Annotated in this window: 13 protein-coding genes; 8 read left to right on the top strand and 5 right to left on the bottom strand. The window is 48.0% G+C overall.

What is annotated here, in order from left to right:
- The first annotated feature begins 16 nt into the window (after nucleotides 1-16).
- Both ACXADP_RS14765 and ACXADP_RS14760 read left to right on the top strand, forming a co-directional pair.
- Complete coding sequence (locus tag ACXADP_RS14765) at nucleotides 17-1,006, top strand: NADPH:quinone reductase (protein WP_474971825.1); 990 nt, start codon at nucleotides 17-19, stop codon at nucleotides 1,004-1,006.
- Between the two features lie 78 nt (nucleotides 1,007-1,084).
- Complete coding sequence (locus ACXADP_RS14760) at nucleotides 1,085-1,342, top strand: phage holin family protein (RefSeq protein ID WP_027953582.1); 258 nt, start codon at nucleotides 1,085-1,087, stop codon at nucleotides 1,340-1,342.
- Between the two features lie 99 nt (nucleotides 1,343-1,441).
- Here the strand turns inward: ACXADP_RS14760 and ACXADP_RS14755 are convergent, their stop codons facing one another.
- Nucleotides 1,442-1,870, bottom strand: coding sequence for an excalibur calcium-binding domain-containing protein (locus ACXADP_RS14755; RefSeq protein WP_474971824.1), 429 nt, complete (start codon nucleotides 1,868-1,870; stop codon nucleotides 1,442-1,444).
- 261 nt (nucleotides 1,871-2,131) lie between these two features.
- Here ACXADP_RS14755 and ACXADP_RS14750 point away from each other — a divergent pair, with 261 nt between their 5' ends.
- Nucleotides 2,132-2,707 (top strand): TetR/AcrR family transcriptional regulator, encoded by a 576-nt coding sequence (locus tag ACXADP_RS14750; RefSeq protein WP_027953584.1) that lies wholly within the window; start codon nucleotides 2,132-2,134, stop codon nucleotides 2,705-2,707.
- A gap of 68 nt (nucleotides 2,708-2,775) precedes the next feature.
- Nucleotides 2,776-5,937, top strand: coding sequence for a bifunctional cytochrome P450/NADPH--P450 reductase (locus ACXADP_RS14745; RefSeq protein ID WP_474971823.1), 3,162 nt, complete (start codon nucleotides 2,776-2,778; stop codon nucleotides 5,935-5,937).
- A 38-nt stretch (nucleotides 5,938-5,975) separates the two neighbouring features.
- Here ACXADP_RS14745 and rlmN read toward each other — a convergent pair whose 3' ends face one another.
- Complete coding sequence (gene rlmN / locus ACXADP_RS14740) at nucleotides 5,976-7,061, bottom strand: dual-specificity RNA methyltransferase RlmN (RefSeq protein WP_027953586.1); 1,086 nt, start codon at nucleotides 7,059-7,061, stop codon at nucleotides 5,976-5,978.
- A gap of 216 nt (nucleotides 7,062-7,277) precedes the next feature.
- The gene (locus ACXADP_RS14735; RefSeq protein WP_474967909.1) at nucleotides 7,278-7,601 is read right to left on the bottom strand and encodes a nucleoside triphosphate pyrophosphohydrolase; all 324 of its coding nucleotides are present in this window, start codon (nucleotides 7,599-7,601) and stop codon (nucleotides 7,278-7,280) included.
- Between the two features lie 779 nt (nucleotides 7,602-8,380).
- Here ACXADP_RS14735 and ACXADP_RS14730 point away from each other — a divergent pair.
- Nucleotides 8,381-8,806, top strand: a complete 426-nt coding sequence (locus ACXADP_RS14730; protein WP_027953588.1) for an OsmC family protein — start codon at nucleotides 8,381-8,383, stop codon at nucleotides 8,804-8,806.
- Between the two features lie 40 nt (nucleotides 8,807-8,846).
- Here ACXADP_RS14730 and ACXADP_RS14725 read toward each other — a convergent pair whose 3' ends face one another.
- Nucleotides 8,847-9,440: a TetR/AcrR family transcriptional regulator gene (locus tag ACXADP_RS14725; RefSeq protein WP_474967910.1), complete on the bottom strand. Its 594-nt coding sequence runs from the start codon at nucleotides 9,438-9,440 to the stop codon at nucleotides 8,847-8,849.
- 152 nt (nucleotides 9,441-9,592) lie between these two features.
- Here ACXADP_RS14725 and ACXADP_RS14720 point away from each other — a divergent pair, with 152 nt between their 5' ends.
- The 3 genes from ACXADP_RS14720 to ACXADP_RS14710 all read left to right on the top strand — a co-directional run bounded on the left by ACXADP_RS14720 (nucleotide 9,593) and on the right by ACXADP_RS14710 (nucleotide 11,777).
- Nucleotides 9,593-10,591, top strand: coding sequence for an NADPH:quinone oxidoreductase family protein (locus ACXADP_RS14720; RefSeq protein WP_474967911.1), 999 nt, complete (start codon nucleotides 9,593-9,595; stop codon nucleotides 10,589-10,591).
- A gap of 432 nt (nucleotides 10,592-11,023) precedes the next feature.
- The gene (locus ACXADP_RS14715) at nucleotides 11,024-11,311 is read left to right on the top strand and encodes a hypothetical protein (protein ID WP_474967912.1); all 288 of its coding nucleotides are present in this window, start codon (nucleotides 11,024-11,026) and stop codon (nucleotides 11,309-11,311) included.
- 10 nt (nucleotides 11,312-11,321) lie between these two features.
- Nucleotides 11,322-11,777, top strand: a complete 456-nt coding sequence (locus ACXADP_RS14710) for an SRPBCC family protein (RefSeq protein ID WP_474967913.1) — start codon at nucleotides 11,322-11,324, stop codon at nucleotides 11,775-11,777.
- A gap of 428 nt (nucleotides 11,778-12,205) precedes the next feature.
- Here the strand turns inward: ACXADP_RS14710 and ACXADP_RS14705 are convergent, their stop codons facing one another.
- Nucleotides 12,206-13,888: a serine hydrolase domain-containing protein gene (locus ACXADP_RS14705; protein ID WP_474971822.1), complete on the bottom strand. Its 1,683-nt coding sequence runs from the start codon at nucleotides 13,886-13,888 to the stop codon at nucleotides 12,206-12,208.
- Between the last annotated feature and the right edge of the window lie 208 nt (nucleotides 13,889-14,096).

The raw sequence follows: 14,096 nt of genomic DNA, 5'->3' as shown, positions 1-14,096 counted from the left end.
CAAGGAGGTTATTTGTATGAAAGCAGCATGGTTTGAAGCATTCGGTGCACCGGAAGAGGTGCTGCAGACAGGGGAGTACGCTGCTCCTGAACCCGGACATGGAGAAGTATTGATACGAATGAAAACTTCAGGAGTGAATCCTTCTGATACAAAAAAACGACAAGGTTCTTTTCAAAACTTACTGGATGGTGGACCAGTCATCCCTAACAGTGACGGGGCGGGTGTAATCGAAGCTGTCGGACCAGGCGTCTCCCACGCGAGGATCGGGGAACGAGTATGGGTGTACCAGGCCCAGTTTCAACGACAGTATGGAACAGCAGCGGAATATTGTGCGGTGGAAAGCCGGAGAGCTGTAAAACTGCCGGAAGAGGTCAGCTTTGAAACAGGGGCCTGCCTCGGTATTCCTGTCATGACCGCCCACCGCAGCGTTTTTGCTGATGGACCGGTAGAAGGAGAAGTCCTGTTCATTACGGGGGGAGCCGGTCGTGTCGGCTACTATGCGATCCAATGGGCCAAGCTTGCCGGCGCGGTCGTCATTACGACGGCGAGTAATGAAGAATCCAGCCACTACTGCCGTGAAGCAGGAGCGGATTTTATTGTCAATCATACGTCTGATGATATGGTTGAACAGGTGCTGGACTTTACCGGAGGCCGGAAAGTGGACCGTGTCATTGATGTGGAATTTGGAGCGAATCTGGAGAGCGTGCTGGACATCATCCGAGTCGGAGGTGTAATTGCCACATATTCCTCAACGGTCGTCCCGGAGCCTGTTCTTCCGTTCAAGCGTATGATGTTCATGAACTTAACGATCCGTATGATCATCGTTTATGACATGCCGGAAGAAGCGAAGCAGGAGGCCATTGAGGATATTGATGAAGCACTGCGGTCCGATCTGCTTCTCCACCGTATTGATAAAATCTACCCGTTGGAAGACATTGCAGAAGCCAATGCGGTTATTGACAGTGGAGAAGGTTACGGCTGTGTCATCGTCAACATAGAAGATTAACGGGTCATGTCTACCTCTGGTTCTTCGTGAATAGGCTGATAACAGGAAGCCCCATTTCACTTGAAGGAGACATGCACGATGGAAATCATGATGGATTTCACCCCCTATATTGGTCTGGCCGTCGTTTTGTACGCCATCCGTCAGACCCGCCGGGTGTCCAATCGATTTATTCCGATAATTGCCGTCCTTCTCGGTATCGGTTTTTCGCTTTGGGAAAATGGTCTGAATCCTGATGCTGTCATTACAGGGCTGAAGTATGCACTGCTCGGTATTGGTACTGTGGCAGGAATTAAATACTTTCTGGAAAAGAAAGAAAAGGACACGGCTCAGAAATAAGGATAGAAGCAGACGCAGGAGCGCGTCTGCTTCTTTTTACGGCATAAAAAAGACAGGCAGGAGAGCCTGTCTGCATGAGGGGAGAGGGTGTCATTCGTTTTATTGTTCCCTGCGGCGCACGACTAAAGCGGTTCCACCAAGTACAGAAAGAGTCATCCCCAACAACGCATATGTAGCGTACGGTGCTGAAGTGTCAGGCAGTTCCCCGCCTTCCTCTTCACTGGACATCGTTTCTTCTTCTTCTTCGGCTGCATCCTCATCTCCGGAGGACATGTCATCGGAAGATTCCTCTGAACTGTCGGAGGAACTATAATCGGAGTCCTCACATGGAACACCATCACCGTCTCCATCTAAACGCTCTGGATCATTTTCGGCGGAGTAGCCTTTTTCATCCCAGTATTCTTTTGCTTCTTCTTCAGAAGCAAAATCAGGGCAGTCTTTATCACCGTCATGATTATCGGCACTTACGGCTCCAAAACTACTGAAAATCAAACCTATGGCAAACAGACCTGCAAGCAGCTTTTTCAATAGAAAAACCCCTTTTAGATAGATTCACCATCTCCCTGTAATTTTTTTCTCTCTATATAGAGGTCATTCCTCAAAAAACGCAGAGGTAAACCATTATTTAACAATATTGTAAATGAATCTTCACACTAATGAAAAAAATTGGACGTGAATTAGATAAAGTTACCAGATATGAGTCCTTTGATTGATTGAGGGGTATGATAAACTATACTAAGATTTTAATAGGAATGAGAATTCATTCCTTGGTTAAGGAGAGAAACACCGATGCCCACAAACAGAACGAAGAGAGAAGATATTTTAGACAGCGCCTTGAAATTGTTTGCTGAACGCGGCTTCGATGCTACGACGATTCCGATGATTGCCGGGGATGCTCGTGTAGGCGCAGGAACGATTTACCGTTATTTTGAGAACAAGGAAGTTCTTGTGAATACGCTTTTCCAGCATTATGTCCAGGCATTCAAAGGAATGCTGGAGGAGGAATATCCTCAAGAAAGCTCGAGCAGGGAGCAGTTTCATCATTTGTTTCAACGGATGGTCCAATTCACAAATGAGCACGAACATGCGCTTTATTTTATTAAGACGCACAACGGAGCTTATTTCCTGAATGAGTCCAGCCGGAAACAGTTCAGCTGTCTTTGGAAGATTCTCCGGGATTTTCTGGACAAGGGAAAAGAGCGGGGAGAAATCCGCCAGCTGCCGTCGCTCGCTTTGATTGCTATTATTTTCGGCGGCTTTTTAGAACTTGAACAATTGATCAGATCCGAAGAGTTGGAAGCCAGCCGGGATTTACTTCATGGAGTTGAAGAAAGCTGCTGGGATGCTGTGCGTCATCATCATTGATGGGGCATTTCTTTCACACAAAACGGAATGAATGTTCATTCCGTAATTTTAACAAGAGGTGAATCATTGTGAATAAAACAAATACAATACCACGACCGAAGGAATACGGGCCGCTTGGAAACCTGCCATTGCTGAATAAAGACAAACCCATCCAGTCGTTCATGAGTATGGCGGAGGAGTACGGGTCCATTTTTCAGTTTCAATTTCCAGGAAGAGTGAGCACATTTATCTCCAGTGCGTCTTTAGCGGATGAGATCCTTGACGAAAACCGGTTCGACAAGCATGTGGGTCCTGCCCTGCAAAAAGTGAGGGCTTTTGGCGGGGATGGATTGTTTACGAGTGGAACCGGCGAGCCCAACTGGAAAAAAGCGCATAACATCCTCCTTCCGAGCTTCAGTCAGCAGGCCATGAAAGGTTACCACGATAAAATGGTCGACATCGCTGTTCAGCTGGTACAGAAGTGGTCACGGCTGAATGCAGGGGAAGCGGTTCAAGTTCCTGATGATATGACGAGACTGACGCTTGATACCATCGGCCTGTGTGGATTCAACTTCCGATTCAACAGTTTCTACAGGGAAGATATGCATCCGTTCGTGGAGAAAATGGTCCGCGCTCTGGATGAATCGATGAGTCAGTCCCAGCGTCTTGGCATTCAGGATAAGCTGATGGTCCGGTCGAAACGCCAGTATAAAGAAGATATTGATTATATGTTCCAGCTGGTAGACGGTTTAATTGCTGAGCGGAAAGAGGCAGGTGATCAGGGAGAAGATGATCTTCTATCCCATATGCTCAAAGGGGTGGATCCTGAAACAGGTGAGGGTCTTTCCGATGAAAACATCCGTTTCCAGATCATTACGTTCCTCATCGCCGGACACGAAACGACGAGCGGGCTTTTGTCGTTTGCCCTCTACTTTTTAATGAAGCACCCTGAGAAAAGGAAGAAAGCTCAGGCGGAAGTAGATGAAGTGCTTGGTCAGGATACGCCATCCTTTAAACAGGTGAAACAGCTGAAATATGTACGGATGGTACTGAATGAAGCGCTTCGTCTCTGGCCCACCGCGCCCGCATTTTCTGTCTACGCCAAGGAAGATACAACACTTGGCGGTCAATATGAAGTGGAAAAAGGGGATGCCTTCACCCTGCTGATTCCTGAGCTGCATAGGGATAAAGCGGCGTGGGGGGAAGATGTAGAAGCCTTCCGACCGGAGCGTTTTGAAGATCCATCGGCGGTGCCGGCCCATGCTTTCAAGCCGTTCGGAAACGGACAGAGAGCCTGCATCGGTCAACAGTTCGCCCTTCATGAAGCTGTCCTTGTCCTCGGCATGGTGCTTCAGCATTTTGATCTTGTGGATAATACAAATTATGAACTCGATGTAAAAGAAACACTGACACTGAAGCCTGACGGACTAACATTGCAAGTGAAGACCAGAAAAGAGGCGTCCATCTTCCAAAAGCCGGCAGAGGAAGCTCCGAAGTCCCAGGTGGAGGATCCGGAATTGGTCTCAAATGCGCATGGCACTCCTTTGTATATCCTGTATGGATCGAACCTTGGAACTGCAGAGGGAACAGCACGGGAAATCGCCGAAAAAGGAGCTTCTCTTGGATTCAAAACCGTTACAGCACCATTGGATGACTATGTGGGTGCCGTTCCGAAGGACGGGGCCGTGTTATTTATCTCCGCTTCTTATAACGGCCACCCGCCTGATAATGCCCGTCAGTTCATGGAATGGATTCCAACACTTGAATCAGAAGATTTGTCCGGTGTCACGTATGCGGTCTTCGGCTGTGGGGATCGAAACTGGGCGGCTACGTATCAGCGGATCCCTCAGCGGATCGACGAAGAAATGAAAGCCAAAGGTGCAGGACGTCTTCTTTCCCGCGGAGAAGGAGATGCCAGTGAAGATTTTGACGGTGATTTGGAAATGTGGCAGGAAACCCTTTGGAATGAACTCGCTTCCTTCTATGAATTGGAAGTGAAAGAGACTTCCGAGCAGTCCAGTTCTATTGCTATGGACTATGTGAGCGGGACGAGTTATACGCCGATTGGTCAGTCTTACGGGGCATTTACGGCGGAAGTATTGGAGAACCGTGAGCTTCACCAGGCTGGGGCCCGGAGTACAAGACACGTGGAACTTCTGCTTCCAGAAGGGACTGTGTATCAAGAAGGAGACCACATCGGTGTTGTCCCAGAGAACCATGAAGACCTCGTGGACAGAGTAGTGGACCGTTTTTCACTGAAAAAAGAAGCCTTTGTCGTTCTGAAGGAAGGGGCGGGAAAAGCGAAGCATCTGCCATCAGGTCAGCCGGTCCAGCTTAGAGAATTGTTATCTTCGTACGTTGAACTTCAGGAACCGGCGACTCGGGCCCAGCTGCGTGCCCTTGCGGCAAGTAATCCGTGTCCTCCTCATAAACAGGAACTCGAGCGCCTGACAGAAGGAGAGGCCTATAAAAAAGAAATCCTTGCCAAGCGACGGACGATGCTCGAACTGTTGGAGGAATATGATTCCTGCCTCATGGAATTTGAGCAGTTCCTGGCTCTTCTCCCACCGCTTCGGGTGCGCTATTATTCCATTTCAAGCTCACCGACGGCAGGGAAAGAGCGCGTAAGCTTGACTGTCAGTGTCGTGAAGGGAGCAGCCTGGAGTGGTAAAGGAGAGTACAAAGGTGTGGCGTCCAATTACCTGGCTTCCCTTGACACTGCTGATAAGATCGCCTGCTTTATCCGGACGCCGGAAACAGCTTTCCACCTTCCAGAGGACAGCCGGACTCCAGTCATTATGGTCGGACCTGGAACAGGAATTGCTCCTTTCCGAGGGTTCATTCAGCAGAGAACACACCTGCAGAATGAAGGAAAAGAACTGGGAGAAGCCCATGTTTACTTTGGGTGCCGCCATCCGAAGCAGGACTTCCTTTATGAAGACGAGCTGAAGGAAGCGGAAGCACTGAATTTGATTACGTTAAACACCGCTTTTTCCCGCTGTGAAGAACTGCCGAAGAGGTATGTTCAGCACGTCATGGATGAGGATAAGGACAAGCTGATTCCCCTGTTGGAACAGGGCGCCCATCTCTATATTTGTGGGGATGGAAGCCGTATGGCTCCTGAAGTACTGGAAACCCTGAAGAACAGCTTTCAGGAAGTCAAAGACGCAGATGAAAAGGCTGCAGCTGACTGGATCGATCAACTCGAGAAAGAGGGCAGACTGGCTAAAGATGTATGGGCGGGAGCCTGAAAATAAAAAAAGGATGAGGCTGGAAAGCCTCATCCTTTTTAGTTTGTCTGCATCTGTTTCTTTTTACGTGCTTTTTCTTTTTCAATCTGCTTACTGCGTAGCTGACCGCAGGCCGCATCGATATCTGTTCCGTGTTCCGTACGAACCCCGCATTTGATCCCGCGGTCCATCAATGTCTGATAGAACGTCAGAATAGCTTCCTTTTCACTTCGCTCGTAAGGGTGGTCGGCGACCGGGTTGTAGGGGATTAAGTTGACATAGGACAAGTGACGCTTATCCTTCAACAGAGCGGCAAGTTCTTCGGCTTCTTTTTTATGATCGTTCACATCACGAAGCAGAATATATTCGAACGTAATTCTGCGGTTGGTTTTCTCCAGATAGTAATCAATGGCCGGCATCAGCTTTTCAAGCGGATAGGCCCGGTTGATTTTCATAATCTGTGTGCGCAGTTCATTGTTCGGTGCATGAATGGATAAGGCAAGGTTGACTTGAATGCCTTCATCCGCAAACTCGTACATTTTTGGTGCGATTCCACTGGTGGATACCGTAATATGGCGGGCACCGATGGAAAGTCCTTTTTTATCATTCACGACGTTCAGGAAATCCATCAGGTTGTCATAGTTATCAAACGGTTCTCCGATTCCCATGACTACGATGTGGCTGACGCGCTCATCTTTACCCTGCTTATCAAGATGATGCTGGACCTGCATAATCTGCTCCACAATCTCTCCGCTTGTCAGGTCACGGCTTTTACGAAGAATACCACTGGCGCAGAACGAACAGCCGATGTTACAGCCGACTTGTGTCGTTACACAGACGGATAGGCCGTAGTTGAACCGCATCAATACGGTTTCAATAACGTTTCCATCATCCAGTTTGAATAGGAATTTAATTGTACCGTCCTGAGACTCCTGTTTTATTTCCTCGGTCAAAGTTTCGATCGTAAAATGCTCAGCCAAAAGGTCGATACAGGACTGGTTGACGTTTTTCATCTGCGAGAATTCTGTTACACGCTTTTGGTACAGCCAGTCCCACACCTGCTTGGAACGGAACTTCTTTTCCCCATGCTCCTCAAGCCAGCTGGTCAGCTGTTCAAACGTCAATCCGTAAATGGATTGTTTCATATATACGCTCCTCTTTAAAAAAAATCACTATTTCCATCATAAGCGATTTTAACAGGAAGGACAACATCCAAGCCAATGTTATAATTTTGCAAAAATCCCGGCTTCTTCAGGTGTACACGCCACAGCTTTTCTGCGGACATTCATGAGCATCGGTTTATTCTCTTCTGTTAACCGAACGTCTGGATTGCAGGGTTGGAAGAAAAGGACCGCTCGTGTTTATTCGTCTACGTCGATCAGGAGGGTGCGGTTTTTAAATCCGCCTTTTTCCGTGCGGCGGTGCTGACGGATATGTTCGATTTCTTCGATGGTCGCTCCATGTGAATAGGTTAATTCATGAATGACCTCCATCATGTCTGCAAGTTTCGTGAGGGATTTACGGTTTTCTTTTGCGTGGGCATAGTCATCGACGACTTCGAGAAGCTTCTTTTTCAATGTTTCCTTATATTCTTGATCGGCCAGCTGCCTCGTTCGAATCGTTTTTCCTGAACCCTTCAGTTCCTGAGGGGTATGATCGCGGACGAGTCTGTTTTTCTTTTCCACGTCTTCCACTCTCCTTTCACCTATACCTGTCCATACCTTTTTTTCTGGACAGAGAAACAACCGGCGCTTCTTTTGTTATGACCATAAAGGAATCAGAGGCCCCAATGATGGCTCTGGAAGGGTTTGAATGATTGTGATGTCAGGACGGTTTTCTTCTATATAAGCTCTGTTAAAGTCTGTTGTTGATATTTTAAACGAGTACTAAATCGTCTCCGTCTGGAATTAGGGGTCCGGTCCGTTATTTACTCAGAGCATGGGATGGCAGGGAAAACCGTCCGCTTTCCGCGGGGAACGATGAGCCTCCTCGAACTTCGTTCTCCGGGGTCTCCCCTTGTTCCTTTTTCCCGCAGGAGTCTACCTGTTTTCCCTGCCATCCCTTTCGTAGTGGTGTAACGGACTTCGGTTATGTCCTTTCTAACTCCCCTTCTTTGAAGAGGCGGCCTTGGAATGGCGGGACTCCTGTGGGATGAAGGTACATCGTGAGACCCCGGAAGGCGCAGCCTGAGGAGGCTCACGGTACCCCACGGAAAGGGAGTCATTCCCAAGGCCGCCTCCTACAAATCCCATGACAGAAAGGGGTGATCTGAGCTCACATGTTACATAACAACACCAAGCAATAACAGAGTCTCTTTATAAAGAAAGGGCTGAGCAGGAGACACACGTTTTTAGAAAAGCTGTGGTAGAGTAGAAGGTGTTTCTGAATAAACCCCGGGTTGTATAAGGGGAATCAGAAAGTGCATGATAAAACAAACCCCTTCTTATTAAAGGAGATGAAGCTGATGGAATTTAAAGTTCAATGGAATGGAGATATGGCGTTCTCAGGAGATACTCCCTCCGGCCACACGGTCGACATGGATGCTGGAGAGGACTCCGGCGGGAAGAACGGCGGTGCCAGACCGACCGAATTATTAATGAACGCAGTCGCTGGCTGCACGGGTATTGATATCATTTCCATCTTAAAGAAAATGCGTCTTCCAATTGAAGATTTCCATATGGATGTCAGTGGTGACAGAGCCGATGAACACCCACGTAAATTTACGAGCATGCACATCCATTATGATTTGAAAGGCGACCTTCCTGAGGAAAAAGTCGTCCGCGCGATTCAATTGTCCAAAGATAAATACTGCTCAGTTTCCCACTCCATCAGTGCGGAATTGACGGCAAGCTATTCGATCAATGGCGTCAAAGGTACGAAGGAATTATAAAATGGAAAAACCTCTCAGGACAGCTTCCTGAGAGGTTTTTCTATGAGGACGCCTTCAGTAGGCGGAGGACGGACTGATGACAATGGAACTTATAACTCGCGTGCTTGGCATCATCCTGACTCATCAGCCATTGGATAAGGGTTCCGTCAATCATACTGCGGATACTGATGGCGGACTGTTCGACATCCTCGACGTGAAAGACGCCTTCTTCCAGTCCCTGCGTAATGATTTCACGTCCGATGGACCAGCAGTTTTCATAAAATTGCTGGTTGATCTGCCTGTAGCGTTCCTGGTGCTTCATTTGAGACAGATAATCGAGGTAGACGCTGTAAAACGTTTTATTTTCTTCAGGACTGACAAACACCTGATCTATATAAGCTTCGAGTTTTTCCAAGGCTGTTTCTTTTCGTTCAATAGAAGCGGCTTCTTTTTCATAGATGCGTGTTGTAATCCACTCCAACAAGTGGGAAAAGACATCCACTTTATTTTTAAAGTAATAATTGGTCACGCCTTTACTCACTTCCGCATAATCCGCGATATCCTGTAGCGTAACAGAATCATAGCCTTTGGCAGCCACTGCTTCAAAAGCGGCCTTCAAAATCTGTTGTCGTCGCTGCTCTGCTTTCTTAGCCATAAGCTTACCTCCTATACTAACCATCTATTATACAAGAAGAAGGCAGGACATGAAAATATTTTTTCTGACCGGATAGAATAATTTGACCAGTCAGTATAAAATGCCTTACGATAGAGTTGGATCACATGAAAAGGTGAAAGGAGAGGTTACACATGAGCGAAGCATTTAAGGCTTTTGTAGTGAATAAAACAGAAGATGATTTTACAGCGGACATTCAGTCACTGACATTGAATGACCTGCCTGAAGGGGACGTCACCATTCAGGTGCATTACTCAAGCGTCAACTATAAGGACGGGCTGGCAAGTACTCCGAACGGGAAGATCGTCCAGTCTTATCCGTTTGTTCCCGGAATCGACTTGGCCGGGACGGTCGTATCATCTGCTGATTCCCGCTATGAGGAAGGACAGAAAGTCATCGTAACCAGCTATGAACTTGGAGTATCTCATTATGGTGGATACAGTGAATATGCGCGTGTTCCTGGGGACTGGATCATTCCGCTTCCGGAAAATTTAAGCCTGTCAGAAGCCATGGTCTTCGGTACGGCTGGATTTACAGCAGCCTTGTCCGTTCATAAGCTTGAAGAAGCAGGTGTGAAACCGGAAGATGGTTCCATTCTTGTATCTGGAGCGACCGGCGGTGTGGGCAGTATGGCTGTCGCTATGCTGAAAAAACGTGGGTATCATGTGACCGCAAGCACAGGAAAAGCCTCCGAGCATGATTATTTGAAGCACCTCGGTGCAGAGGATATCATTCCACGCGAAGAGCTTTCCCCGGAAAAAGTACGGGCATTGAGCAAACAGCGCTGGGCCGGGGCCGTCGATCCTGTCGGTGGTAAGACGCTTGCGACCATTTTAAGTGAAACAAAATACGGTGGTGCTGTTGCGGTGAGTGGTTTGACAGCGGGTACAAGCGTTCCGACGACTGTATTCCCGTTCATTCTGCGCAGTGTCAATCTTCTGGGTATCGATTCTGTGTATTGCCCGATTGAAACACGAAAAACCATCTGGAACCGGATCGCTGATGATCTGAAGCCGGAGGGCCTTGATGAAATGAAAAATGAGATCACATTCGATCAGCTGCCACAGACGCTTTCTGATATCCTTGAAGGAAAAACACGTGGACGTACGATTGTGAAGGTAACAGAAGAATAAACGAAGGAGAGCCCGGTTCATGAACCGGGCTTTTTTTATCTGGAGGAAATGAAAGTATATAGTTCACTTCTTATTAAAAACTAAGGTTTCGAGCTTAAACGTGACAGGTTTTTAAGAAACGATGATACTGGAATGGATGACAGGCGTACCTCAGTAGGATCTGCATACATGTATTGAGCGTCATTTCAGAAAAGGTGAAACCTTTGAAGCATAGGGGGAGAGCTGTACGGCTTATGTACACTTTCAGTTTGTAGAGATAACCCGGCATTCCTGGATTTGTCACGGGCCGGGACGGGTACAGGATTACAAGTGAACAGCTTCCGGAGTGTGCATATCATCAGGCTGACAAAGGGCAGACGAAAGGGAGAGAAGCTGTCATGTCTGAACCCGGGTAGGGCGTTGACTATCGGGAAGCTGTAAAGAACGATCCGTATGAAAGGAGGAGGTCGTCTGCTTTTTCTTTTACTCTGTGTTTATGCAGCGGTCATATGGATCAGTTTCGAAAAAACAGTGAGAAAAGGTAAAAAGCGCAGGTGGATAGGGGCAGGAATTGCTCTTCTATTCCTGCTTGTGTTTCCTCTTGCTCCACTGTTCGCTGAAGCGCGTCCGTCGGAGCATGGACTCTCGACGGCGTTTACTGTATTCCTCGTTCATCTGGTTCCAGCCCTTGGAGGCACAGCCTTAACCATTACGGGATTTTTTACGTCCGATGACAACTAAGGGAGGATGTATGCCTGAAATCATTCACTACCAATTCATAAAGGCTCCGGTTTCGCAGGTGTTTGACGCGGCACGGAGCGTTGATCTGCATACGAAGAGCATGACGCAGACAAAAGAAAAAGCGGTCGGAGGTGTAACCGCAGGGTTGATGAAGGAAGGGGACACCGTCACCTGGGAAGCCATTCACTTCGGCGTCCGGCAGCGTTTGACGGCACGGATTGTTTCCATGCAGACGCCCCATCGGTTTGTCGATGTGATGGATAAAGGTGTTTTCCATTCCTTCACCCATACCCATGATTTCATTGAAAAAGGTGAAGGGACGCTGATGGTGGATACGTTTGTTTATCAATCGCCCCTTGGTATCCTGGGACGGCTCGCTGACCGGCTGTTTTTGGAGAAGTATATGACAAGGATGCTGAAAAATCGGGCAGTGGTTTTAAAAAATGAGCTTGAAAAAGACGGATGACATGAGGTCATCCGTCTTTTTCAGGCTGTAGAGAAAGAGAATATATGGTATCTGCTTCGCTTCCGAATGAAACATTTACGGCCACGTTCCGCTTATCGGCTCGTGCCGTTCCCGCAGGCGTCACCACCGAACACTCCTCGTGACCTAACCAAGTGAATGTTAAAATTAGTTCCCAGGGTGTCTGGGTGGAAGGGAGTCTTTTTTTGGTTCCGGAACAAGCGCCGTTCATTTTCTCCTCCGAAAACGGTCGGCCGAGGCCGCGTAGAGTTTGTCCCGAGGAGTCTTGGATGTTCGTCCGCAGAAAGTGAAGGTGCGGAACTCCTGCAGATACTGGAAAAACAAAAGGGCTCTCTACAAGCTGAGACGGATGACTCCAAGTCATCCGTCTTTATTTTGAATAAAACCCCGTGGGTGACAGCGGATGGTTGTTAGTATTTCCTCTTTTCCCATTCTTCGCTGGAAAAGGAGAGGGGAGTTCCATTCATTTCAGCCCCATGGATATACCATCCGCGGTTGTTGACGGAGGTATCCGTTTCGTAGGTGAACCGGACATATTTCGTTTCTGCCGGAATGGTAAGAGATTTTTCCTCCCATGCCTGGCTTCGGCCTGTAAGGGACAACACTTCTTCCCAGCTGCTACCGTCTGTGGAGGTTTCTATTTTTCCGAAATCGTAACCGCTCTCGATTTGGTGCCATGTGGAGAACGAAAGGGTCCGGTCTTTATAGAGGTTGACTTCAGCGGTCATGGAACGGGATAACTGGTCACCATAGCCGGCGAACCACGTCTCCTTCTTCGATTTTGGTGCTGTTACCGGGATAGCATCGGCAACGGTGCGGGCGAAGATCCGGCGGGTAGGAGAGGTGGAAACCGTCTCCCTGGTCGGATGGACCCGGTTGGTTAATAGAATCGCAATCGTCTCGTTTTCTGGATTTACAACGATGGATGTTCCTGTATATCCGGTGTGGCCATAGCTGGATGGAGAAGAGAGAGCATCCATAAACCATCCCTGCTGGAGTTCCCAGCCAAGTCCGTGATCATCGCCGGGGAACTGTGGAATCCGGTTCTCTGTCAGCAGATCAACGGTTTCAGGTTCAAGAATCCGTGTGCCCCCGTACTTGCCGTCGTTTAAAAACATATGGGCAAAAACTGCTAAATCGGAAGCGGTTGAAAAGACTCCGGCATGGCCGGCAACGCCGTCCAGAGACCATGCACTTTCATCATGGACCTCCCCCCATACCAGTCCCCGGTTTGTCCATGGCTGGTATTCCGTTGCAGCAATACGGTTCTTCAACTGTTCCGGTGGATTGTACATGGTGTCACTCATTCCAAGCGGGGCTGTAATTTCCTGTTGGACATAGGCATCCAGTTTCATGCCGGACAGCCGCTCCACGAGCGCGCCGAGGGTAATCATGTTGAGGTCACTGTAGGTGTATGTAGAGCCCGGAGTATTTTCCAACGGGTATTGAAAAACATGCTGGAGGCGGTCGTTACGATCACCTTCTACTTGATAGAGGGGGATCCATGGCTTAAATCCAGAGGTATGGGTCATGAGCTGTTCGATGGTAACTTCTTCTTTTCCATTGGCTGCGAATTCAGGGATGTGTTTGGCCACAGGGTCATCCAGATTGAATTTTCCCTGCTCGTAAAGCTTCATTGCTGCTGTTGTCGTGAAGATTTTGCTGATGGAAGCCAGGTCAAAAATAGTGTCTTTGGTCATGGTGATGGGGTGGTTTGTTTCTGTCCGGTCTGCATCTACATAGCGGACCGCATACCCGTAAGAGCTTTCTTTGACGATGTGTCCGCGTCTGGCAACGAAGGCTACGGCTCCGGGCATGACATCATTGTCGACAGCGGTCTGCAAAACGTTATCCATATGCTTTAGTGGTTCTGTTCTCATTCCTGCACCTCGAATCGATCCTGGATGTAATACGGGAAGCGACGGAAATTGGCGGTCCCATGAGTGGTTATTGGACGGAGATTTTCCCTGCTGATACGGGTTGGCTTTTGGCGGATTTTCTATACTCGCTCCCGGGGCGGCACCGACAGCCCCGGAACATAATGAAGCACCGAGGACGGTTGTGAGCAGAATTGATAGCGTTTTCTTTTTCATTGCATACCTCCTTAATTTTCCATTGTCTCTTTCATCATAAAAGACATTCATATAGATGTCTATACCACTTTCGGCATGATTGTTGAAAATATTGGCAGATAGAACAGACTATAGGCCTCTTTGCAACAGGGGGTCTTTTCAGCTAATTATCAGAAAAATCATCATTTTAGGAAAGTATGAAAAACCCTTTTATGGCAGTCTTTATGAA

Source organism: Halobacillus sp. AWH4_228 (genome assembly GCF_056158365.1).
Note: the sequence above shows the minus strand (reverse complement) of the source record. Positions and strands in the feature narration are given on the sequence as shown.

Coding starts and splice junctions, on each gene's coding strand:
- ACXADP_RS14765 (WP_474971825.1), top strand. CDS start 17: ATGAAAGCAGCATGGTTTGAAGCATTCGGTGCACCGGAAGAGGTGCTG.
- ACXADP_RS14760 (WP_027953582.1), top strand. CDS start 1,085: ATGGAAATCATGATGGATTTCACCCCCTATATTGGTCTGGCCGTCGTT.
- ACXADP_RS14750 (WP_027953584.1), top strand. CDS start 2,132: ATGCCCACAAACAGAACGAAGAGAGAAGATATTTTAGACAGCGCCTTG.
- rlmN (WP_027953586.1), bottom strand. CDS start 7,061: ATGAAACAATCCATTTACGGATTGACGTTTGAACAGCTGACCAGCTGG.
- ACXADP_RS14730 (WP_027953588.1), top strand. CDS start 8,381: ATGGAATTTAAAGTTCAATGGAATGGAGATATGGCGTTCTCAGGAGAT.
- ACXADP_RS14725 (WP_474967910.1), bottom strand. CDS start 9,440: ATGGCTAAGAAAGCAGAGCAGCGACGACAACAGATTTTGAAGGCCGCT.
- ACXADP_RS14720 (WP_474967911.1), top strand. CDS start 9,593: ATGAGCGAAGCATTTAAGGCTTTTGTAGTGAATAAAACAGAAGATGAT.
- ACXADP_RS14715 (WP_474967912.1), top strand. CDS start 11,024: ATGAAAGGAGGAGGTCGTCTGCTTTTTCTTTTACTCTGTGTTTATGCA.
- ACXADP_RS14710 (WP_474967913.1), top strand. CDS start 11,322: ATGCCTGAAATCATTCACTACCAATTCATAAAGGCTCCGGTTTCGCAG.
- ACXADP_RS14705 (WP_474971822.1), bottom strand. CDS start 13,888: ATGAAAAAGAAAACGCTATCAATTCTGCTCACAACCGTCCTCGGTGCT.